The organism is Roseateles sp. Mitsp63, assembly GCF_059491535.1.
In genome coordinates this window covers 3,845,794-3,868,844 of sequence record NZ_CP168509.1, presented here as the reverse complement: position 1 = coordinate 3,868,844, position 23,051 = coordinate 3,845,794, and the positions used below count along the sequence as shown (strand labels likewise).

The following is a 23,051-nucleotide window of genomic DNA, read 5'->3' as shown; positions in this document are numbered from 1 at the left end:
ATGGCGCCGGTCAGCTCAGGCGGCGGAACTGCAGATCCTCGATCAGCGTCTCCTTGCCGACGGTCTTGACCCGCTGCTGGGTGACCTCGACGCGGCCGTCGGCGGCGAGCTGCTGGATCTCCCGCGCCGCGCTGTCGAAGACGAGGGGGTGCTCGAGCCCGGAGCCGGCGTGCGGCAGCTCGACGAGCTCCCCCGGCGTGGAATCGAGGAACACGGCCATGGCGATCGAACTCATGCTGGACCTCACGAGTTGAAGAACACCCCGCCACTTTATGCTGCGGCGCAGCAAGTTCAATGAGGGTTGCGTCCGGTTGCGGCCGGACGCTCCGGAGAACGCACGCCGCCCCAAATGAAACGGGAGCCCGCGGGCTCCCGTTGTTGGTGCGTCGCGGCCAGCCCCGGCCCGCGGGCCTGGACCGGCACTCAGATCGCGGCCAGGGCGCCGCGCACCTTGAAGCGCGAGATCGCCTCGGTCAGCGCCAGCGCCTGATGGCGCAGGCTCTCGGCCGCCGCCGCGCTTTCCTCGACCAGCGCCGCGTTCTGCTGCGTGCCGCGGTCGATGGCCGCGACCGCCTCGTTGACCTGCACGATGCCCTGCGATTGCTGCTCGGTGGAAGCGTTGATCTCGCCCATCAGGTCGGTGACCTTGCGCACCTGGTTCAGCACCGCGTCCATGGTGCGGCCGGCCTCGTGCACCAGCGCCCCGCCGGCATCGACCTTGTCGACGCTGTCCGAGATCAGCACCTTGATCTCCTTGGCCGCCTGCGCGCTGCGCTGGGCCAGGGCCCGCACCTCGCTGGCCACCACCGCGAAGCCGCGGCCCTGCTCGCCGGCGCGCGCCGCCTCGACCGCCGCGTTCAGCGCCAGGATGTTGGTCTGGAAGGCGATGCCATCGATCACGCCGATGATGTCGCCGATCCGCTTGCTGGAGCCGGTGATCGCTTCCATCGTCGATATCACGCGATGCACCACCTCGCCGCCCTGGCCGGCGACCTGCGCCGCCGCGTCGGCCAGGCCGGTCGCCTTGCGCGAGGACTCGGCATTGACCTGCACCGTCTCCGTCATCTGCGCCATCGACGAGGCCGTCTGCTGCAGCGCGCTGGCCTGGGATTCGGTGCGGCTGGACAGGTCGTGGTTGCCGCTGGCGATCTGCGTCGACGCCGTCGCGATGCCATCGGCGGCCTGGCGCACGTTGGACACCATCGCCGAAAGGTTGCCGCTCATCGCCTTCAGCGCGGTCAGCAGCTGGCTCAGCTCGTCGCGCCCGCTGACCTCGATCTCCTCGCGCAGATCACCGTCGGCCACCGATTGCGCCACGCGGATCGCCCGGTTCAGCGGCGCCGTCACCGCGCGGCTGATCAGCCAGCCCAACAGGCCCGCCATCGCCACGGACAGCACGGCCGTGACGATGAGCAGCGTGCGGTCGGTGGCGAAGAGCTCGCTGGCCGCCTGCGTCTCGCCGGCGGAGCGCTCGTCCTCGTAGCGGATGAACTCGCTGGTGGCCGTCAGCAGCGCGGCCAGCAGCGGCCGGCACTCGGCATTCATCTTGGCGACGGCGTCGTCGCGCCGGCCTTCATTGGCCAGTCCGACGATCGCGAGCGCGACCTTGCCGTACTGTTCCTCGACGCTGGAGACCTTGTCGAACAGCGCCTTGTCCTGCGCCGTCGCGTCCTGCGCGCCGGCCAGATGCTCCTTGAGCTTGCCCAGGGACTGCTTGACCTCCTCATGGGACCTGGTGACCGCGTCCAGCTCCATCGCGCGGTCCTGTGGCGTGGTCACCAGGACCAGGTTGCGCGCGGCGATGGCGCGGGACTTGGCCGCCGACTGCACCGCGATCACCAGCCGCTCGCGGGCCGCGACGCCATGCAGGTAGTTCTCGACGCGCGTGCTGGACTGGTCCAGCTGATGCAGCGCCTCCGCCGACACGGCGACCACGATCAACGCCATCAGGCCGAAGCCGGCCCAGAGTTTGGTCTTGACCTTGAGGCTCGAAAAATTCATGGTGTTTCCCCCTGACGGATGCGGGCACGCTGATGCCGGTGCCAAATCTCATCTTCGGCGGCGGCCAGGGAGTTCTCAAGGCAGCCAGCGCGGATTCGCGCGTGAGGGAAATGCCTACATCGATCGAGGAACGGCCGATGGACCCGGCGGAATCAGGCCCCGAAGGCGTGCGCCAGGCCGGCGACCTCGCGCTCGAAGATCATCCGCTCGCGCTGCACCGCCTGCTGCGCGGGGCGCGAGAGCTCCAGGTAGAGCCCGTACTGGCGCATCAGCTCGCCGGCGCCGGCGAAGATCTGGTCGACCTGGTCCGGCTTGAAGTAGCACTCGCCGGGCAGCGCATAGTCGCGCGCCGCGCCCACGTCCAGCGCGAAGACGCAGCAGTCGCGCATCAGCGCCTCGCGGGCCAGCCGGTCCTTGCCGGGGAAGTTGCCCAGGTCGATGAACAGCTTGCTGCGGTCCAGCGCGTCATAGACCTGCGCGCGGGTCAGGCCGCGGATCAGGTGCACCTTGCAGCCGTTCTCGCGCTCCAGCCGCGCGGCGATCGCGCCCACGTCGTAGATCACCTTGTGGTTGGCGTTCAGCGCGATGTCGGTCTTGGCGGCCGGATCGAGCGCCGGCTCGCCTTCCGCGGCGACCGGCTTGCCGGGCGTGTAGTCCGACAGCGGCAGCGTCCGCGCGCAGCCCAGCGCGCGGATCACGTCGTGCGCGTAGCTCGACTGGTAGGTGTGCAGCACCCGCTCGCTGCGCAGCAGGTTCATGTTGATCCGGTTGACCGCCAGGTACTCGAAGGCGTTGTCGATGCTGAGCCACCACACCATCGGCGTGCAGGGCTGGAAGTAGCGCAGCCAGTGCACGTAGGTCTCGGCCAGGACGACGCAGGTGTCCGGCGTCATCGCGATCTCCTCGGCCAGGCGCACCTGGTACTTCTGGTAGTCGGCCACCGTGTTGGGCCGGGGCTGCAGCTTGAGCGCCGTGCCGGCGGTCAGGCCGTTGCGGCGCTGCAGCTCGTCGATCGCGGGCAGGTCGGTGGGCAGCACGTACCAGACGCGCGCGTCGTGGCCCTGGCGGATCAGCGAGTCCGACAGCTGGTGCAACGCCTCCGGGCCGCCGGTCTGCACGCCGTGGGGGATCAGGATGACGATCTGTTTCTTCGCGTTCATTTGGGGGCTTTCGGGGGGCTTTCGCGGGCCTTCTTGGGCTTTCTTGGGAGTCGTCGCCGGGATCAGGCCAGCGCCGCCAGGCGCGCCTGGAGCTTGAGCGCGGCCTCGGGCGCGACCGCCTGCAGCCCCGGCAGCAGGAAGCCGCTGCGGCTCTTGACGATGCGGTCGGAGAGGTGGTCCAGCAGGAAGTCCGGCATCTCGCGGTAGACGCTGGGCAGGTGGAAGATGCCGTGGAAGCCGAAGGTCGGGTAGGGCACCGACGGGAACTCCACCGAGAAGTGCGAGGCGATCGCCTGCGGCGCGAAGCGGCAGCCGGCGCGCTCCAGCGCCCCGCGCATGGTGCGGCAGATGAAGAGGTCCTCGGCCTCGGCCGGATCGGGATAGTCCAGCTGCGCCACCGCGTGCACCAGGCGCCGCGACCGCCACGAGAAGCCGCCGTTGCCGACGTTGTTGTCCTCGTAGTTGGGCCAGGGCGCGCCGATGTAGTCGTAATGCAGGAAATGCGGCGAGAACTGATCGGCGTTGAGCACGAAGCCGTCGTACTGGATCACCAGCACGTGGTCGGCGCTCAGGTGCTCGGCCAGCTGGCGCGTGATGATCAGGTTGTAGTCGTTGATCGAGCGCAGCGTCGGCACCGGGATCACCGGCAGGCCGGGCCACAGCTCGGGCCGGTCCGAGTAGATCAGCACCTGGCTGAACGGCAGCCCCTGCTGTTCCATCAGCCGCATGCTGTGCAGCAGCGCCTGGCGCGCCAGCACATGCAGGTCGGTGTCGACGATGGCGACGGCGATGCTGGGCCTGGCGCTCATCACATCAGGTCCAGCAGCTGCCGGGTCACCGTGCCCCACGAGAAGCGCTGCGCCAAGCGCTGGCGGGCGGCCTCGCGGCGCGGCGCCGGGGTCAGGCGTTGCTCGACGACCTGCAGCATCGCCTCGCGCAGGTCGTCCAGGTCGGGCACGACGAAGGCGCCCACCGGCTGCGGCGCGTCTGCATCGGTGCCGGGGCGGGTGTGCAGGCGATGGCAGAGCTCGGGCGGCGTGAAGTCGTCGGTGGCGCCGCCGCCGCTGACGATCACGTGCGTGCCGCAGCCCATCGCCTCCAGCACCGGCAGGTTGAAGCCCTCGGCCCGGTAGGGCGAGACATAGGCGTCGGAGAGCGCGTACAGCGAGCGCAGCTGCGGCAGGTTCAGGCTGGTCGACAGGATGGAGATGCCGTCGCGCACCTGCGGCGAATTGAGCTGCGGCGCCCGCGCGGCGAGCTCGCCGAACAGGCGCTCGACGCCGATGCCGTACAGCCCCTGGTGGTCCTTGAGGATCAGCCGCACCGGCAGGCCCTGCAGGCGCAGCTCGGCGAAGGCCAGCAGCAGCAGGTCGATGCCCTTGTTCCAGGTCGCGACGCCGACGTTGGCGAACACGGTCTCGTGCGGCTGCAGGCCCAGCGCCGCGCGCGCGGCCTGGCGCTGCTCGGACGTCATCGGGAAGAAGGTGTCGGTCTTGTAGCCGTGCGGCACGACCTGGACCTTGTCCGCGTCGAAGCCGTAGTCCACCAGCCGCGCCTTGGACCAGCGCGTCGGCGTGACGACGAAATCGTCGCCCTGGGTCAGCGCGGACGGCGCCATCTCGGGCGGATCGAAGCTCTTGCCCGAGAGGCCGAACTCGGTGACCACGAAGGTCGCGTTGCGGCGCGCCGCGGCCGGATCGCCCAGCCGCACCGGCGAGGCGATGCGCAGGCGCAGGTCCATGACGCGGTCACCGGGATCGGGCAGGGCGTCGATGATGGCGCGCTCCTCGGGCGCGAAGCCGGAGTCCAGCTTGCCCTTGTCCCAATGCGGCATGAAGAACGGCGCGTCCTTGTGGAACAGCTCGAACCGCGGGTCCTTCACCATCTCCAGGATCTGGTTCTGGTTGACCATCGCGATGGAGTGGTTCACCCCCCGCCAGCCTTCGATGCAGAGTGTCTTCATCCGGCCGATTGTGTCCCCAGGGGGCCCGGGGCATGCGCGGATAAGGGGGACAGGGACGGCCTACTCCGGGGCGAAGGCGCCGGGGCCAAGGCGCGGGGGGCGAGGGTCGGCGAGGGGCGCGGCGGCTCAGGCCGGCGCCGGGCCGGCGGCCAGCAGGAGCAGGTCCCGGCCCGAGTGCGCCGAGTTCACATGGGCGCCGAGCGCGAGCCGGCCGCCGGCGCGCAGGCGCTCGACGAACCCGCCCGCGGACGGGCTACGCGGCGTGGCCGGCGTGACGAGGGCCTGGGCGCCGAGGGAGAACTCGCGCGTGGCCGAGACGGTTTCGTTGACGACCAGCTTCGACGGCTCCCAGTTGGCGGGGTCGTCGGCCTGGGCGGCGATCTCGCGCTGCAGCGCGCGGATGCGCTCCTCCGTGCGCCGGTCCGCCGGCATGCCGGGCCGCGGGCGCTGCAGCACGGCCAGGCGTTCCATGCAGGCGTTGATGCGCTCGCCGGCTTCCGGTGTCAGGCATTGCATCTCGATGAAGAGCCGGTTGCTGGAGGCGGCGGGCGGCAGATCCCGGATGCGCTGGAGGAAGGCATCCAGGACGCCCGGGCCCAGGCGTGGCTCCCAGGCGGCGCGCCGGGACTCGATCAGCTCGAGGAACTTGTCCTGCCGGGCAACCAGGCGCTCCTTGAACGAGAACCGCGGCAGGACCTTGCCGTCCTGGGTGGTGATGCGGACGCTGCCGCTGCCGCCCTTCAGCAGCAGATCGGTCTCCACGCCGACCTTGTGCTGATCGAAGAGGATCAGGCCCTGGCCCGTGGGCAGCGGCACGGCGGGATTCGTGATGCCGATGCCGGCGCCCAATCCGGCGGACGCGTGGGAGGCGCTGATGTCCTGCTGGACGCGCGCCGCGCCGCCGGTGTCGCGCAGGCGCTGGCTGTCCAGGACGGTGCGCTTGAGTCCGGCGCCCGCGGTCGCGAAGGCGCCGATGCCCATGCCCAGCTCGGCGCGCGCGATCGCGTCGAGCGATAGCGAGACCTCGGCCGAGCGGGCGTGGGCCTCGTTCCAGCCGAAGGAGATGTCGCGGCGATCGCCCAGCCGCTCCACCATCCGTGTCCACATGGCGCCGCCATCCTCCGGCCGCTTGTCCAGCCCCGCGATCTCGAAGATCGCGTTGACCACGAGCTCGCCCATGCCCCGCCAGTCGGTGGCGGTCAGGCGCGCCCGCTCGCCGGCCGGCAACGCCTGATGTTCGCGGCCCTCGCGGTTGGTGCGGATCATCAGGCCCCGGGTGACCAGGTGCGACCCGCCCAGCCGCGCCATCGCCTGCGCGGACAGGCCCACCGGCCCCAGTTCCATGCCCGCGCGGACGCCGGCGCCGATGGACCCGCTCACCTTGCGTTCGCTGCCCAGGAACAGCACGCCGCTGTTGGCGCTCGGGCCGGCCTTGAACACGGCGGCGCGGCTGCGATCGGCGCTGAGCTCGACGACGGGCGTGATGCCGATGGTGAGTCCGCCCGCGACGCCGATGCTGGCCGCGGTCGCGCCAGCGGTCACGCCGATGCCGTGGCGCCGGCCATCCCGGTAGGTGGCGATGTCGTTGCCGGTCACCACCGCGTTCATCACCCGGCGCAGGATGTCGCGGCGGCGGGCCGGTTCGGCGCCATCGAACTCGGCCTGCATCTCGCGCAGCATCTTCTCGGACGCCGCCTGGTCCCGGGCCGCGGCGGCTGCCTTCGCCTCGGCTTTGGGGTCCGCGCGATGGTCGGGAATCATGCCCAGTTGCGCGGCCAGCGGCCCGGCCCGGAGCAGCGTCCGCAGTGGCGACTTGTCCTTGCCGGCCAGGCGGCGCAGCGCGCGGATCGGCGCGCGCAGCCGGTCGCCCTTGGTCGGCGGACGGCCCTGCGGCGTCTTGCAGGCGAGATCGATGTAGGTGATGAACTTGCGCAGGCGCTTGGCCATCAGGTGGAAGGGCGATCCCTGTCCGCTCTCGGTGAATCCGTTGCGCAGCGCGACGCATGCGGGCTTGAACTCGGACCGGCGCTCAGCCTCCCCGAACGGGCGATCGCGGTTCTCCGTGGCGTGCAGGAAGGCCTGGGCGGCCAGCGTCATGGGCGGCTCGGCCTCATGCGGTCCGCCGGGCCGCCGGCGCGCGTTGCCGGTGCCCAGCCAGGCCGGGTCGAGCAGCCGCTCGCGCAGCGGATGGGCCTGCAGCGCGGCGCGGATGTCCTCCGTCGAGGCGGCGCCCTTCACCGTCAACCCCAGCCGGAGCAGGGCGTCCTCGGCGCGCAGGCCGAGCTTGTAGTACTCGAGCGACTGCTCGGCGGCGGCGCGCGAGGGATCGCCGGCCGGCGGCAAGGCGATTCCCTGCAGGTCGAGCAGCGCCTGGAAGCCGCCGGCGGTCGAGGCCAGGGCCCGGCGCGCCGCATGGGCCAGGCGCGGGATATCGCTTGCGCCCGGCGGCTCCTCGCCTGGCGGCGACGTTGCCCCGTCCGTCGAAGGCCGGATGCCGGCCAATTGAGGCGGCGGGCTCCGCCGGAGCCAGGCATGGACCTCGCGCGCCTGACGGGCATCCGGGGTCACCGAGCGCAACACCGTGGCGATCAGCAGGGCCTGTTCATGGCGCAGCGGGTGTCCGTCCGGACGCCGTGAAGGCTCGGGGTGGGCCTGGTCGAGCAGGGCTCGCGTCAGTTCGTTGACCGTGACCGTGGCCGCGGGGGTCGCGCCGGCGAACAGGCGCCCAAGCTCCGCTTCGAACCCGGTGGCGCTCGAGGTGGCCGTGGTGGCGGGTGGCGGGGAGGGCGGCGGAGGCGTCGGCGTCACGGGCTCGACGACGGGCTCGACGACGGGCTTGACGACGGGTTTGGCTGCGGGGCCGGCCGCGGGCGGGACGGCGGGGAGGCGGCCGCGCGAGGAACTGGTGGGCGACGTCCTGCTGAACGACGCGCTGAACGGACCCGTGCTGAGGGTGAAGCGGGGCGCGCTGAACCGCGCTCGCAGGCTGCGCAGCGGGCCCAGCAGCGTGTCGGCGATGCGCGCCTTGCGGGATCGCGCCGGGGCGTCGTGCGCCGCTGCGTGTTTGAGTTCGCGTTCGCGTGCGCGGGCGGGGTCAGGGTCGGGTTCGTCGGCGCGGGCATCTGCCAGGGCTGCGTGGACGGTCGTGTCCACCTGGGGGCCTGGCGGGAGGGTGAGCGGCATCGTCGTGCTCCATGGGCGACGACGCGTTCATCCAGCGATGCTTGTGCTGGCCACCCGCGGGACGACGTCGTCTGTCGAAGGTGCAGGCCTAGTGAACGCTCCCGCGTTCACTGTTCGGCTGACAACCCATGGTTTACGTCCGGGACACATCGATTGCTCGATGGCGTCCGATGGAACCGCTCAGAAGGGAACCGGTCAGAGCAGCGGCCCGGAGCCGTCTTCCTCGCCGGCCTTGCGCATCGCCGCATGCAGGGCCGCCATGGCGGCGTGGTGGACGCGCGCGCCGTCATCCGGGATGGCGGCCGTGGAGAGCGCCGCGGCCGCCGCGCCGCCGTGCGCGGCTTCCGGCAGCACGGGGGCGGATGGCGCCGCCAGCACGTCCGCGGCGGACGGGTGGGCTTTCTGATCGTCCCCCGACTTCGAGAACCACACGTCGCCCATCTGGTGGGTGACGCCATCCGCGGTCTTGTAGCCGGAGATCAGGCCGATCACGTTGCCGTGATCGACCGTCGCGCTCGACTTGGCATTGAGGTCCAGTTCCACGATGCCGAGCTCCGCCAGCGACTTGAGTTCGCCCGCGTCGGTCTTGCCGTTGCCGTTGGCGTCGGCCCAGATCCGCAGTTGCCCGAAGCCGGCGTCGAGCGCGTTCAGCACGTGGTCGCCGTTGCCGTCCATGGCCTGCATCGCCTCGTAGCCGTTGGCGGCATGCCGGCCATTGGCCAGCGTGGTGCCGGTGCCGAAGAGCTCGGCGCCGGAGTCGATCTGCCCGTTGCCGTTGAGGTCGCGCGCGAGCAGGCCATTGCCCTGGGCCATCCAGCCCCATTGCTGGTTGTGGCCGGTGTTGTTGAGGTCGAAGCCGACGCCCTGCGCCGCCGCCACCGTGCCCAGCCCGTGCCCATCGAGGTTGAGCATGATCGGCGTGGCCAGGAACAGCGCGTCCAGCTGCTTGCCGGACATCGCGTGCAGCGCGTCGGTGGAGAAGGCCAGCACCTGGTCCATGTTCAGCGCGGCCAAGTCGAGGGTCTCGAAGCCGATCACGGCGTCGCTGCCGATGGCGTGGATCTGGTCGACCGTCAGCGCCTTGGCCTGGTCGCGGCTCAGCGCCGCCAGCTCGTCGCTGGACATGGCCGCGAAGCCCTCGGACGAGATCGCCGCCAGTTGCGCGGTGGTCAGCGCCATGACCTGGCGGCTGTCCAGTGCCGCGATCGCGTCGCTGTTCATCGCCGCGATCGACGCGCTGTTCAGGCTGTGCAGCACCTGCGTGCCCAGGCCGTGCACCTGCTCCGCGCCCAGGCTGGCGAAGACATCGGTGGACAGCGTGTTCAGCGTCGCCGTCGTCAGCGCGTGGAAGGCCGACGAGGTCAGCGCCGCGAAGTCGTCCGTGCCAAAGCCGCCGAGCTGCGTCGTCGTCATTTCCACCAGCTGCGTGCTGGTCATCGCATGCACCTGGTCCGTCGACAGCGCGGCGAAGTCGCCGGCTGACATGACGCGGATCGCGCTACCGCGCAGCAGCGCGAAGTCCTGCGACTCCAGCGCCGCCATCTGGTCGGTGCTCCAGGCCAGCACCTGCACGTTGGTGATGCCCAGCATCTGCGCCGTGCTCAGCGCTTGGATCTGGTCCGTGGTCATCGCCGCGGCCTGCTGGTAGGTCAGGTTGCCGACCTGCTCCGCCCGCAGCGCGGTGAATTGGTCGGTGCTCAGCAGCGCGATCTGGTCCGAGCTCAGGGCGCGCAGCGCCGTCGAGTGCAGCACCGCCAGGTCCTGCGTCTCGATCGCGGCCAGGTGCGCGGCGTCCAGCGCCGCCAGTTGCGACGAGCGCAGCGCCGCGAACTGCGCCGTGGTCAGCGCCGCCAGCGCATCGGTGGCCAGTGCCTCGATCTGCATCGAGTTCAGCGCGGCGATCTGCCGGGGCGAGAGCGCCGCGATCTGCGCCAGGTCCAGCGCGCCGAACTGGTCGCTGGTCATGCCGATCAGCGCGCCGGTGCCCAGGCTCGCCAGCTGGGCGGTGCCGAGGTGATCGATCTGGTCGGCCGTCAGTCCCTGCAACTGCCGCGAGGACAGCGAGGCCAGCTGCGCATTGCTCAGCGCGGCGAGGTTGTCGCCGCTGATCGATGCCAGCTGCGCCGAGCTCAGGCCCTGCAGCGCCCGCGTGGTCAGGCCGACGATGTCGTCGAGCTCGAGGTTGGCGAGCTGATCGGTGTTCAGCGCCGCCAGCTGCTTCGACGAGAAGACCGCGAACTGCGTCGAGTCCAGCGCGTTCAGGTCGGCCTGCTCCATCGCGGCCATCTGCGCCGTCGTCAGCGCCGCCACCTGGCCGGTGCGCATCGCCGCGAACTGCTCGGGCACCAGCGCGTTGAGCTGGTCCGTGGTGAAGCCCTGCAGCGATTGCACCGTCAGCCCGCGCACGCCGTCGGTGGACAAGGCGTCGATCTGCGACGGCGTCAGCGCGGCCACCTGGCCGGTCGACAGCAGCGAGGTCTGGCCGCTGCCGAAGGCGCCGACCTGCTCGCGGCTCAGCGCGTGGATCTGCGCCGTCGACAGCATCGTGAGGTAGGCCGGGCGGACCGCGGCGAGCAGGTCCGGCGTCAGCGCGCCGATCTCGTCGGTGGAGATCGCCGCCAGCTGGTACGACGACAGCGCCGAGAAATGCTGCGATCCCAGCGCGTTCAGCGTGTCGTGGTCGAGGCTGCGCACCTGCGTGGTGGTCAGCGCCGCCAGCTGCGCATCGCGCAGTTGCGCCACGCCCAGCGGGCCCAGCGCGTCGAGCTGCGCCGCCGACAGGCCGCGGATCGCCAGCGTCGTGATGCCCTGCAACGCGGCCGGGGCCAGCGCCTGCAGCTGGTCCGCCGTCAGCGCGGCGATCTGCACCGTGCTCAGCACGCCGGTCTGCAGCGAGGTCATGCCGCCCACCAGCGACAGGTCCAGCGCCTGCACCTGCGCGCTGCTCAGCGAGCGGATCACCGTGCCCGACAGCGCGCCGAAGTCCTCGGCCTGCAGATGCGACACCTGGTCCGTCGTCAGGCCGCGGAACTGGGCCGAGCCCATCGCGGCGAACTGCGCCGTGGTCAGCGTGTTGAGCTCGTCCGGCGTCATCGCCGACAGCTGCGCCGTGGTGAGCGCGCGGACCTGGTTGCTGGTCAACGCGGTCAACTGGTCCGAGCTCAGCATCTCCAGCTGCGCGTTCGTGAGCGTGGCCACCACGCGCGTGGACAGCGCCTGGATCGCCGACGGCGTCAGCGCCGCGAGCTGCGCGTCGGTCAGGTCGCGCAGCTGCAGCGTGCCCAGCGCGCCGGTCTGCGCGCTGGACAGCGCCGCCACCTGCTCCGGATCCAGCGAGGCCATCTGCGCCGCGGTCAGGCCGCGCAGCGCCACGCTGCTCAGCGCGGCGAGGTCGTCGGTGCTGAGCGAGTGGAACTGGCCCGGCGTCAGCGACGCGAGCTGGGTCGAGGTCAGCGCCGCGATCTGCGCGGTGGAGAAGGCGGCCAGGTCCTCGGTGCCGAAGGCCGCCAGCTGGCGCGTCGTGATCGCCGCCACCTGCAGGGTCCTGAGCGCGCCGAGCTGCTCGGCGCTCATCGCCGCCAGCACGTCGGGTTTCAGGCCCGCCAGCGCCGTGCTGCCGAGCGAGCGCAGTTCGTCGGTGCCGAAGGACGGCAGCTGCGCCGTGTTCATGCCGATCAGCTGGGTCGAGGTGAGGCTGGCCACCTGGCGCGAACTCAGCGCGTCCAGCTGGTCGGAGCTCAGCACCGACAGCTGCAGCGAGTCCAGCGTGCGCAGGCCCTTGGTGCCGATCGCGGCCAGGTCCTGGCCTTCGAGCGCGGCCACCTGCGTGGTGTTCAGCGACTTGATCTGCAGCGTGCCGACGGCGGCGTACTGGTCCGTCGTCATCGCGACCAGCGCGTCGGTGCCCAGCGTGCGGAACTGCTGGCTGGTCAGCGCGGCGACCTGCTGGCTCGCGAGCGCCTGGATCGCTTCGGACGTCAGATGCGACACCGCCGCCGTGCTCAGGCCGCGCACCGCGCCGGTGCTCAGCGCCTGCAGCGACTCGGTGTGCAGCGCGCTGAGCTGGTCGCCGCTCAGGCCGCGGGTCTGGCTGCCGCGCAGCGCGCCGATCTGGTCGGTGGCCAGCGCGTTGAGCTGGTCGGTGCTGAAGGCGCCCAACTGCAGCGTGTTCAGCACCTGCATCGAGGCGGTGCTGAACACCGCGACCTCGTCGGTCGTGAGCAGCCCGATCTGCTGGCTGTTCAGGCCGCGCACCTGCACCGAGGACAGCGCCGCCACCTGCGCCGTGTCGAGCGCGCTGAACTGGTCGCTGTCCAGGCGGCGCAGCCGGTCCACGGTCAGCGCCGGGATCTGCGCCGTCGTCAGCGCGTGGATCTGGTCGGAGGTCAGCGCGGCGACGGTGGACGTGGTCAGCGTCCGGATCGCCCCGGTGTTGATCGCCTGGATGTCCTGCGCCTCCATGGCCGACAGGTGGCCCGAGGCCAGGCCATTGAGCTGCCGCGCGGTCAGCGAGGCCACCTGCAGCGTCGTCAGCGCCACCACCTGGTCGGCGCTCAGCAGCGCCCATTCCGCCCCGGTCAGCGTCGCGAGCTGGGTGGTGGTGAGCGCGGCGATCTGCTCCGGCGTGAGCGATCCGACGTCGAAAGTGGCCATGCGGTGTGGAGGAACTTCTGGAGCCTGGCGGTTTGCCGTTTGCGGCCGGCGGGGGCAGCCGCAAACGGCAAACCGGGGGCCGAAGCCCCCGGTTCCGGTGCGTCGCTTAGATCAGCGGGGCGCTGCCGTTCTGGTCGTCATCATGCAGCTTCCGGTAGGCCGCGCTCAGGACGTCGTGGCTGACCGTGTCGGCCGAGGCCGCGGTGGTTGCCGCCGTCGCCGCCGTCGCGGTGTGCGCCGTGGCGCCGCCCAGCAGGTTGGCCTCCGGCTGCGCGAGCAGGTCGCCCAGCTGCGGCGTGGCGGCGTGCGCCGTGCCGGTGACCTGCTGCGTCGCGCCGTCCTTGGCGAACCACACGTCCGACATCTCGTGCGTCGTGCCGTCCGACTTGGTGTAGCTCGACACCAGGCCGACCAGGTTGCCGTGATCGACGTCCGTGCCCTTGGCGGCGTTCAGGCTCAGGTCGGTGATGCCCAGGTCCGTCAGCGAGTGCAGCTCGCCCTTGTCGGTCTTGCCGTCATGGTTGGCGTCCACCCAGACCTGCAGCTTGCTGAAGTCCAGGTCCTTGGCGTTGACGTGGCCGTCATGGTTCGTGTCCAGCGAGCCCAGGGCGGAGAAACCGTCCAGGTTCTTGCGGCCGTTGACCGTGGTGCCCGAGCCGAAGAGCTCCGCGCCGCTGTCGATCGAGCCGTTGCCGTTGCGATCCATCACCAGCAGGCCGTCATTGCCGCCGACCCAGCCCCACTTGTCGTTGTGACCGGTGGCGTTGAGGTCGAAGTGCACGCCGTCCTTGGCCGCCAGCGTCTGGATGCCGTTGCCGTCCAGGTCCAGCACGATCGGGGTCGCCATGAAGCGGGCGTTGATCTGGTCGTCCGTCCAGCCGGCCATCTGGTCGGTGGTCATCGCCAGCACCTGCTCCATGCTCATGCTGGCCAGGTCCTGCGTGTCCCAGCCGATGAACTGGTCCGAGGTCATCGCCACGATCTGGTCGGTGGTGATGCCCTGGATCTGCAGCGACGTCAGCGAGTGGATGTCGTGCGAATCCAGCGCCAGGATCTGGTCCGTCGTGAAGGCATGCATCTGCGTCGAGGTCAGCGCCGCGAAGTGCGTGCTGGTCAGGGCGCCGACGTCGTCCGTCGTCAGGGCCACGATCTGGGCCGTGTCCAGCGCGTGCAGCTGCGCGGTGCTGAACTCATGGACCTGGTCGGTGGTCAGGGCCGCGATCTGGTCGGTGTGCAAGGCGTGGATCGCCGCGGTGCCCAGCGCGTGGATGCCGTCGGTCGTGATCGACGCGATGTCGGCGGTGTCGATGCCGACGATCTGCGACGAGCCGATCGCGCTCCACTGCGACGAGGTCAGCGCATGGATCTGATCCGAGGTGAAGGCCTGGAAGTCCGCCGAGTCGAAGGCCACCAGGTTCGCGCTGCCGATCGCCGCCAGGTCGCCGCTGTCCAGCGCCATCACCTGGTCGGTGGTGAACGCGTGGAGCTGCGCCGAGCTCAGCGAGACGACCTGCTGCGAGGTCAGGGCCTGCACGTCGTCGGTGGCCAGCAGGCTCACCTGCAGCGTGCTCAGCGCCGCGACCTGGGTGGTCGACAGGGCTTCGATCTGGTCGGAGCCCAGCGCCGCCAGCTGCGCGCTGTCGAGCGAGCGGATCGCCGCCGTGCCCAGCAGGCGCAGGTCACCGGTTTCGAAGGCCGCCATCTGGTCGGTGGTCAGGCCGTCGACCTGCGACGAGGTCAGCGCCGCCGCCTGCGACGAGGTCAGCGCCACGATCGAGTCGGTGCTCAGCGCGCCGATCTGCGCCGAGCTCAGCGCCAGCAGCTGGCTGGTGGTCAGCGCCGCCACGTCGTCGGTGTCCATCGTCGCGATCTGCGCGGTGGTCAGGGCCTGCAGCTGGCTGGTGCCCAGCGCGCGGATCTGGCCGCTGGTCAGCGCGTTCAGGTCATCGCTGGTCAGGTTGGCGATCTGGCCGGTCGTCAGCGAGGCGACCTGCGTGCTCGTCAGCGACTGGATCTGATCCGAGCTCAGGGCATCCAGCTGCGACGAGGTCAGGGCGCGCAGGGCGAGCGTGCTCAGCGACTTGAGGTCGCCGGACTCGATCGCGGCCATCTGGTCCGTCGTCAGGCCGGCCACCTGGGCCGAGCCCAGCGCGGCGACCTGGCCGGAGGTCAGCGCGACCACCGAGTCGGTGCTCAGCGCGCCCACCTGGGCCGAGTTCAGCGCCTGGATCTGCTGCGAGCTCAGCGCCGCCACGTCACCGCTTTCCATCGTCGCGATCTGGCCGGTGGTCAGCGCGGCGACCTGCTGCGTCGACAGCGCCTTGATCTGGCCGCTGGTCAGCGCGTTCAGGTCGTCACTGGTCAGGTTGCTCACCTGGCCGGTGGTCAGCGCGGCGACCTGGGCGGTCGTCAGCGCACCGATCTGGTCGGTGTGCAGCGCGTTCAGCTGGTCGCTGGTCAGGGCGCGCAGGGCGGCCGTGTTCAGGGCCTTCAGGTCGCCGGTTTCAAGGGCGCCCATCTGGTCCGTCGTGAGGCCGGCGACCTGCCTGGTCGTCAGCGCGGCCACCTGCGTCGAGCTCAGGGCCACGATCGCATCGGTGCTGAGGGCGCCGACCTGGGCCGAGCTCAGCGCGGCCACCTGGTTGGTGGCCAGCGCGGCCACGTCGGCGGTCTCCATCGTCGCGATCTGGCCGGTGGTCAGCGCGGCGACCTGCTGCGTCGACAGCGCCTTGACCTGCGCGCTGGTCAGCGCGTTCAGGTCGTCGCTGGTCAGGTTGCTGATCTGGGCGGTGGTCATCGCGGCGACCTGGGCGGTCGTCAGCGCGGCGATCTGGTCGCTGCCGAGGGCCTCCAGTTCAGCCGAGGTCAGCGAGGCCACCTGGCCGGTGGTCAGCGCGCGCAGCTGGCCGGTGGTCAGCGCGGCGAAGTCATCGGTGGCGAACTGGCTGATCTGGCCGGTGGTCAGCGATGCGACCTGGGCGGTGCTCAGCGCCTCGACCTGGTCGGAACCGAGCGCCTGCAGCTGGTCGCTGGTCAGGGCGCGCAGCGCGGTGGTCGAGATCGAGCGCAGGTCACCGGTTTCGATGGCGGCCATCTGGTCGGTGGTCAGGCCCGCGACCTGCTTGGAGGTCAGCGCCGCGGCTTGCGCCGAGGTCAGCGCCACGATCGAGTCGGTGCTCAGCGCGCCCACCTGGGCCGAGCTCAGCGCGGCGACCTGGTTGGTGCCCAGCGCGGCCACGTCGGCCGATTCCATCGCCGCGACCTGGGCGGTCGTCAGCGCGGCGACCTGCTGGGTCGTCAGCGCCTTGATCTGGCCGCTGGTCAGCGCGTTCAGGTCATCGCTGGCGAGGTTGCTGATCTGGGCGGTGCTCAGCGCGGCGACCTGCTGGGTCGTCAGCGCGGCGATCTGGTCGCTGTTCAGGGCGTCCAGCTGGGCCGAGGTCAGCGACTGCAGCGCGTTGGTGCCCAGCGCCTTGAGGTCGGCCGTTTCCAGCGCGGCCATCTGGTCCGTGCCCAGGCCCGCGACCTGCTTGCTGCTGAGCGCGGCGACCTGCGCCGAGGTCAGCGCCACGATCGAGTCGGTGCTCAGCGCGCCGAGCTGGGCTGAGTTCAGCGCCGCGACCTGGGCGGTCGTGAGCGACTGCACGTCGTCGGACTGCATCGTCGAGAGCTGGGCGGTCGTCAGCGCGGCGACCTGCTGCGTCGACAGCGCCTTGATCTGGCCGCTGGTCAGCGCGTTCAGGTCATCGCTGGTCAGGTTGCTCACCTGGCCGGTGGACAGCGCGGCGACCTGCGCGGTCGACAGCGCGGCGACCTGGTCGGAGCCCAGCGCGTTGAGCTGGTCGCTGGTCAGGGCGCGCAGCGCGGCGGTGTTCAGGGCCTTAAGGTCGCCGGTTTCAATGGCGCCCATCTGGTCCGTCGTGAGGCCGGCGACCTGCTTGGTCGTCAGCGCGCCCACCTGCGTCGAGCTCAGGGCGACGATCGCGTCGGTGCTCAGGGCGCCGACTTGCGCCGAGCCCAGCGCGGCGACCTGGCCGGTGGTCAGCGCGGCGACGTCGTCGGACTGCATCGTCGAGATCTGCGCGGTGGTCAGCGCGGCGACCTGGGCGGTGCCCAGCGCCTTGATCTGGCCGCTGGTCAGCGCGTTGAGGTCATCGCTGGTCAGGTTGCTCACCTGGCCGGTCGTCAGCGCGGCCACTTGCGCGGTCGTCAGCGACTGGATCTGGTCCGAGCCCAGGGCATCCAGCTGATCGCTGGTCAGCGCGCGCAGCGCGGCGGTGTTCAGCGACTTGATGTCGCCCGACTCGATGGCGGCCATCTGGTCGGTGGTCAGGCCGGCGACCTGCTTGGTCGACAGCGCGGCCACCTGACCGGAGGTCAGCGCCACGATCGCGTCCGTGCTCAGCGCACCGACCTGGGCCGAGCTCAGCGCGGCGATCTGGTTGGTGTTCAGCGCGGCCACGTCGGCCGATTCCATCGTCGCGACCTGGCCGGTCGTCAGCGCGGCGACCTGCTGGGTCGACAGCGCCTTGATCTGCGCGCTGGTCAGCGCGTTCAGGTCGTCGCTGGTCAGGTTGCTGATCTGGGCGGTGGTCATCGCGGCGACCTGGGCGGTCGTCAGCGCGGCGATCTGGTCGCTGCCGAGGGCCTCCAGTTCAGCCGAGGTCAGCGAGGCCACCTGGCCGGTGGTCAGCGCGCGCAGCTGGCCGGTGGTCAGCGCGGCGAAGTCATCGGTGGCGAACTGGCTGATCTGGCCGGTGGTCAGCGATGCGACCTGGGCGGTGCTCAGCGCCTCGACCTGGTCGGAACCGAGCGCCTGCAGCTGGTCGCTGGTCAGGGCGCGCAGCGCGGTGGTCGAGATCGAGCGCAGGTCACCGGTTTCGATGGCGGCCATCTGGTCGGTGGTCAGGCCCGCGACCTGCTTGGAGGTCAGCGCCGCGGCTTGCGCCGAGGTCAGCGCCACGATCGAGTCGGTGCTCAGCGCGCCCACCTGGGCCGAGCTCAGCGCGGCGACCTGGTTGGTGCCCAGCGCGGCCACGTCGGCCGATTCCATCGCCGCGACCTGGGCGGTCGTCAGCGCGGCGACCTGCTGGGTCGTCAGCGCCTTGATCTGGCCGCTGGTCAGCGCGTTCAGGTCATCGCTGGCGAGGTTGCTGATCTGGGCGGTGCTCAGCGCGGCGACCTGGGCGGTCGACAGCGCGGCGATCTGGTCGCTGTTCAGGGCGTCCAGCTGGGCCGAGGTCAGCGACTGCAGCGCGTTGGTGCCCAGCGCCTTGAGGTCGGCCGTTTCCAGCGCGGCCATCTGGTCCGTGCCCAGGCCCGCGACCTGCTTGCTGCTGAGCGCGGCGACCTGCGCCGAGGTCAGCGCCACGATCGAGTCGGTGCTCAGCGCGCCGAGCTGGGCCGAGTTCAGCGCCGCGACCTGAGCGGTCGTGAGCGACTGCACGTCGTCGGACTGCATCGTCGAGAGCTGGGCGGTCGTCAGCGCGGCGACCTGCTGCGTCGACAGCGCCTTGATCTGGCCGCTGGTCAGCGCGTTCAGGTCATCGCTGGTCAGGTTGCTGACCTGGCCGGTGGACAGCGCGGCGACCTGCGCGGTCGACAGCGCGGCGACCTGGTCGGAGCCCAGCGCGTTGAGCTGGTCGCTGGTCAGGGCGCGCAGCGCGGCGGTGTTCAGGGCCTTCAGGTCGCCGGTTTCAATGGCGCCCATCTGGTCCGTCGTGAGGCCGGCGACCTGCTTGGTCGTCAGCGCGCCCACCTGCGTCGAGCTCAGCGCGACGATCGCGTCGGTGCTCAGGGCGCCGACTTGCGCCGAGCCCAGCGCGGCGACCTGGCCGGTGGTCAGCGCGGCGACGTCGTCGGACTGCATCGTCGAGATCTGCGCGGTGGTCAGCGCGGCGACCTGGGCGGTGCCCAGCGCCTTGATCTGGCCGCTGGTCAGCGCGTTGAGGTCATCGCTGGTCAGGTTGCTGACCTGGCCGGTCGTCAGCGCGGCCACTTGCGCGGTCGTCAGCGACTGGATCTGTTCCGAGCCCAGCGCATCCAGCTGATCGCTGGTCAACGCGCGCAGCGCGGCGGTGTTGAGGGCGCGGACGTCGGCGGTCTCCATCGCGCCGATCTGGTCGGTCGTCAGGCCGCCGACCTGCTTGGTCGACAGCGCGGCCACCTGGCCCGAGGTCAGCGCGGCGATGTTGCCGGTGGACAGCGCGGCGATCTGGTCGGAGCCCAGCGCGACGACCTGCTGGGTCGTCAGCGCCTGCACGTCGTTGCTTTCCATGCCGGCGATCTGGCCGGTGGTCAGCGCGGCGACCTGGGCGGTGCCCAGCGCGCGGATCTGGTTGGAGTTCAGCGCGTTCAGGTCATCGCTGGACAGCGCCTGGATCTGGGCCGTGCCCAGCGCGGCGACCTGGGCGGTCGTCAGCGCGGCCACCTGGTCGGAGGTCAGGGCGCCGATCTGGTCGGTCGTCAGCGCGCGCAGCGAGGCGGTGGTCAGCGCCTTGACGTCGACGGTCTCGATCGCGCCGACCTGGTCGGTCGTGAGGCCGCCGACCTGCTTGGTCGACAGCGGAGCGACCTGCTGCGAGCTCAGCGCGGCGATGTTGTCGGTGGACAGCGCGCCGACCTGGGCCGAGCTCAGCGCGGCGATCTGCTGCGTGCTCAGCGCCTGGACGTCGGCGGATTCCATCGTGGAGACCTGGCCGGTGGTCAGCGCGGCGACCTGCTGGGTCGACAGCGCCTTGATCTGGCCGCTGGTCAGCGCGTTCAGGTCATCGCTGGTCAGGTTGCTGACCTGGCCGGTCGTCAGCGCGGCGACCTGGGCGGTCGACAGCGCGCCGATCTGGTCGGAGCCCAGCGCGGCGATCTGGTCGGTGGTCAGCGCACGCACGGCCGCGGTGCCCAGCGCCTTCAGGTCGCCGGTCTCGATGGCGGCCATCTGGTCGGTGGTCAGGCCGCCGACCTGCTTGGTCGACAGCGTGCCGACCTGCTGCGAGGTCAGCGCCTCGATGTTGCCGGTGGACAGCGCGGCGATCTGGTCCGAGCTCAGCGCGGCGATCTGGCCGGTGCTCAGCGCCTGCACGTCGTCGCTGGTCATGTTGGCGATCTGGCCGGTCGTCAGCGCGGCGATCTGGGCCGTGCCCAGCGCGCGGATCTGCGCCGAGCCCAGCGCGTTCAGGTCGTCGCTGGCCATCGCGGCCACCTGGGCGGTGGTCAGGGCGGCGATCTGGCCGGTCGTCAGCGCGGCGACCTGGTCGGAACCCAGCGCATCGAACTGGTCGGTGGTCAGCGAGCGGATCGCGGCGGTCGACAGCGCGCGCAGGTCGGCGGTCTCGAAGGCGGCGACCTGGTCGGTCGACAGGCCGGCCAGTTGCTTTGTGGACAGCGCGGCCGCCTGGGCCGAGGTCAGCGCGACGATGTTGTCGGTGGACAGCGCGCCGATCTGGGCCGAGCCCATCGCGGCGACCTGGCCGGTGGTCAGCGCCTGGACGTCGGCGCTTTCCATGTTGTGGACCTGGTCGGTCGTCAGCGCGGCGATCTGGGCGGTGCCCAGCGCGCGGATCTGGGCCGAGCCCAGCGCGTTCAGGTCATCGCTGGCCATCCCGGCGACCTGGCCGGTGGTCAGCGCGGCGATCTGGCCGGTGGTCAGCGCGGCGACCTGGTCGGAACCCAGCGCGTCGAACTGGTCGGTGGTCAGCGAGCGGATCGCGGCCGTGGACAGGGCGCGCAGGTCGCCGGTCTCGATGGCGGCCATCTGGTCGGTCGACAGGCCGGCGAGCTGCTTGGTGCTCATCGCGCCGAACTGGCCGGAGGTCAGCGCGACGACGTTGTCGGTGGACAGGGCGCCGACCTGGGCCGAGCTCAGCGCGGCGACCTGGCCGGTGCTCAGCGCCTGGACATCGGCGCTTTCCATGCCGGCGATCTGGCCGGTGGTCAGCGCGGCGACCTGGGCGGTGCCCAGCGCGCGGATCTGGGCCGAGCCCAGCGCGTTCAGGTCGTCGCTGGACATGGCGGCCACCTGGCCCGTGGTCAGCGCGGCGACCTGCTGGGTCGTCAGCGCGGCGACCTGGTCGGAGCCCAGCGCGTCGAACTGGTCGGTGGTCAGCGAGCGGACCGCGGCGGTCGAGAGGGCGCGCAGGTCGCCGGACTCGATGGCGTGCATCTGGTCGGTCGACAGACCGGCCAGCTGCTTCGTGGACAGCGCGCCGACCTGCTGCGAGGTCAGCGCGACGATGGCGTCGGTGGACAGGGCGGCGATCTGGGCCGAGCTCAGCGCGGCGACCTGGCCGGTCGTCAGCGCCTGCACGTCGGCGGTCTCCATGCCGGCGACCTGGTCGGTCGACAGCGCGGCGATCTGGGCGGTGCCCAGCGCGCGGATCTGGGCCGAGCCCAGCGCGTTCAGTTCATCGGTGGACAGCACGGCCACCTGGCCGGTGCTCAGCGCGGCGACCTGCGCCGTGCTCAGGGCGGCGACCTGGTCCGAGTTCAGCGCCTGGAACTGGTCGGTGGACAGCGCGCGCAGGGCGGCGGTGTTCAGCACCTTGACGTCGTCCGAGCTCAGCGCGGCGACCTGGTCGGTCGTCAGGCCCTTGACCTGGGTCGAGCTCAGCGCGGCGGCCTGGGCCGAGCTCAGCGCGGCGATGGAATCGGTGCTCAGCACGCCGATCTGGCTGGAGCTCAGCGCGTGGACCTGGGCGGTCGACAGCGCCTGCACGTCGGCGCTGCCGACGCCGGCCATCTGGTCAGTGGTCAACGCGGCGACCTGCTGGGTGGTGATGGCGCGGATCTGGTCGGTGCCCAGCGCGGCGATCTCGTCGCTGGCCAGCTGGCGGATCTGCTGCGTGGACAGGGCGCCGATCTGCGCGGTGGTCAGCGCGGCGACCTGGTCGGAATTCAGCGCGCCGATCTGGTCGGTGCCCAGCGCCTTGACGGCGGCGGTGCTCAGCGCGTGGACGGCGTCCGAGGTCAGCGCCGCGGCCTGCCCGCTGGTCAGCGCGGCGGTCTGGGTGCTGGTCAGCGCGGCGGCCTGGCTGGTCGCCAGCGCGGCGACGCCCTCGGTGGCGAGGGCGGCGACCTGCTGCGAGCTCAGCGCCTTGATCTGGTCGGTCTTCAGGGCCTGCAGGTCATCCGAGGCCAGGCTGTTCATCAGGCTGGTGGAGATGGCCGCCACCTGCTGCGTGCTCAGCGCGCGGATCTGGTCGGAGGCCAGCGCGTTCAGGTCGTCCGACTCCAGGTTGCGGACCTGCTGCGTGGTCATCGCGCCGACCTGGCGGGTCGTCAGGGCGCCGAACTGGTCGGAGCCCAGCGCGTTCAGCTGCGCGCTGGTGAAGGTCTGGATGCCGGACGTGGACAGCGCGCGCAGGTCATCGGACTCGATCGCGGCGATGTTGGACGTCGTGAACAGCGAGATGGCCTTCGTGCCGAGCGACGCGAACTGCGACGTCGTCAGCGCCTGGAACTGGTCCGTGGTGAAGGCGGCCCAGTCTTCGCTGGTCAGGCGCGCCAGGGTCGTCGACGTGAGGGCGGCGATCTGGTCGGTCGTCAGGTTGGTAATCAGCGATGCCATCTTTGGAACTCCGTGAACCTATGGGGCGGATGCGCCCATAGGCGCGTGGTTTTGGTCAGCGTGTGGTCGAAAGACACCCGGTCTTCCGGCTGCCGTCATTCGGTTTTCGGACGCGGAATGACGAACTTGAGCTAGCCCAGAAATGTTATTGGTGGCTTGCTTAACCTGAACGGAACAAAAGGGCGGGGAGTCGGCCTCAGTTCACGGTTACAGAAGCTGCGTAAAGCCCGCGAACGCGGGGGATCGGATGCTTGCCCCGGCAAGGGTTTCGCGGCGCGGAAGCGCACGGCTGTTCGATTTCCGTTGGACGGACTTTCAATGTTGATCGGTACTTACGCGCGGGACTGAAGGGTGGGGTGCTTCAGCGGTTGTGCGGAGTCAGCGGCGGCAGCCCGGTGCGAGCGACTGCAACAAGATGTGAAACATGTGAACGAAGACCAAGGCCGGCGGTGGGCGGTCTTGCGGGGCAGGCGGCCAGCCGTGAGGCTTTCGTGACAAGTTCACGAGTTTTCCGGGGGCGCCTGAGGGG

8 protein-coding genes are annotated in these 23,051 nt (G+C 70.8%); all 8 read right to left on the bottom strand.

Annotated elements, in window-relative coordinates:
* Positions 1 to 10: 10 nt before the first annotated feature.
* The 8 genes from ACEN96_RS16860 to ACEN96_RS16825 all read right to left on the bottom strand — a co-directional run bounded on the left by ACEN96_RS16860 (position 11) and on the right by ACEN96_RS16825 (position 22,522).
* On the bottom strand, positions 11 to 235 hold the full coding sequence (locus tag ACEN96_RS16860) for a hypothetical protein (RefSeq protein ID WP_495584242.1): 225 nt from the start codon (positions 233 to 235) through the stop codon (positions 11 to 13).
* 188 nt (positions 236 to 423) lie between these two features.
* The gene (locus ACEN96_RS16855) at positions 424 to 2,001 is read right to left on the bottom strand and encodes a methyl-accepting chemotaxis protein (RefSeq protein WP_495584241.1); all 1,578 of its coding nucleotides are present in this window, start codon (positions 1,999 to 2,001) and stop codon (positions 424 to 426) included.
* A gap of 152 nt (positions 2,002 to 2,153) precedes the next feature.
* Positions 2,154 to 3,161 (bottom strand): hypothetical protein, encoded by a 1,008-nt coding sequence (locus ACEN96_RS16850; protein WP_495584240.1) that lies wholly within the window; start codon positions 3,159 to 3,161, stop codon positions 2,154 to 2,156.
* A gap of 62 nt (positions 3,162 to 3,223) precedes the next feature.
* Positions 3,224 to 3,970, bottom strand: coding sequence for a DUF5672 family protein (locus tag ACEN96_RS16845; protein ID WP_495584239.1), 747 nt, complete (start codon positions 3,968 to 3,970; stop codon positions 3,224 to 3,226).
* A complete protein-coding gene (locus tag ACEN96_RS16840) occupies positions 3,970 to 5,091 on the bottom strand; it encodes a glycosyltransferase family 4 protein (RefSeq protein WP_495584238.1) in 1,122 nt (373 codons plus the stop codon). The genes ACEN96_RS16845 and ACEN96_RS16840 overlap by 1 nt, the downstream gene beginning before the upstream one ends.
* A gap of 159 nt (positions 5,092 to 5,250) precedes the next feature.
* On the bottom strand, positions 5,251 to 8,307 hold the full coding sequence (locus ACEN96_RS16835; protein ID WP_495584237.1) for a hypothetical protein: 3,057 nt from the start codon (positions 8,305 to 8,307) through the stop codon (positions 5,251 to 5,253).
* Positions 8,308 to 8,502: 195 nt separating this feature from the next.
* Entirely contained in the window at positions 8,503 to 12,960 is a 4,458-nt protein-coding gene (locus ACEN96_RS16830) for an SPM autocatalytic domain-containing protein (protein WP_495584236.1), read from the bottom strand.
* 106 nt (positions 12,961 to 13,066) lie between these two features.
* Positions 13,067 to 22,522: an SPM autocatalytic domain-containing protein gene (locus ACEN96_RS16825; RefSeq protein WP_495584235.1), complete on the bottom strand. Its 9,456-nt coding sequence runs from the start codon at positions 22,520 to 22,522 to the stop codon at positions 13,067 to 13,069.
* Positions 22,523 to 23,051: the final 529 nt, after the last annotated feature.

Bases quoted from the DNA above. Each gene is read 5' to 3' on its own strand.
- ACEN96_RS16860 (WP_495584242.1), bottom strand. From the start codon at position 235: ATGAGTTCGATCGCCATGGCCGTGTTCCTCGATTCCACGCCGGGGGAG.
- ACEN96_RS16855 (WP_495584241.1), bottom strand. From the start codon at position 2,001: ATGAATTTTTCGAGCCTCAAGGTCAAGACCAAACTCTGGGCCGGCTTC.
- ACEN96_RS16850 (WP_495584240.1), bottom strand. From the start codon at position 3,161: ATGAACGCGAAGAAACAGATCGTCATCCTGATCCCCCACGGCGTGCAG.
- ACEN96_RS16845 (WP_495584239.1), bottom strand. From the start codon at position 3,970: ATGAGCGCCAGGCCCAGCATCGCCGTCGCCATCGTCGACACCGACCTG.
- ACEN96_RS16835 (WP_495584237.1), bottom strand. From the start codon at position 8,307: ATGCCGCTCACCCTCCCGCCAGGCCCCCAGGTGGACACGACCGTCCAC.
- ACEN96_RS16830 (WP_495584236.1), bottom strand. From the start codon at position 12,960: ATGGCCACTTTCGACGTCGGATCGCTCACGCCGGAGCAGATCGCCGCG.
- ACEN96_RS16825 (WP_495584235.1), bottom strand. From the start codon at position 22,522: ATGGCATCGCTGATTACCAACCTGACGACCGACCAGATCGCCGCCCTC.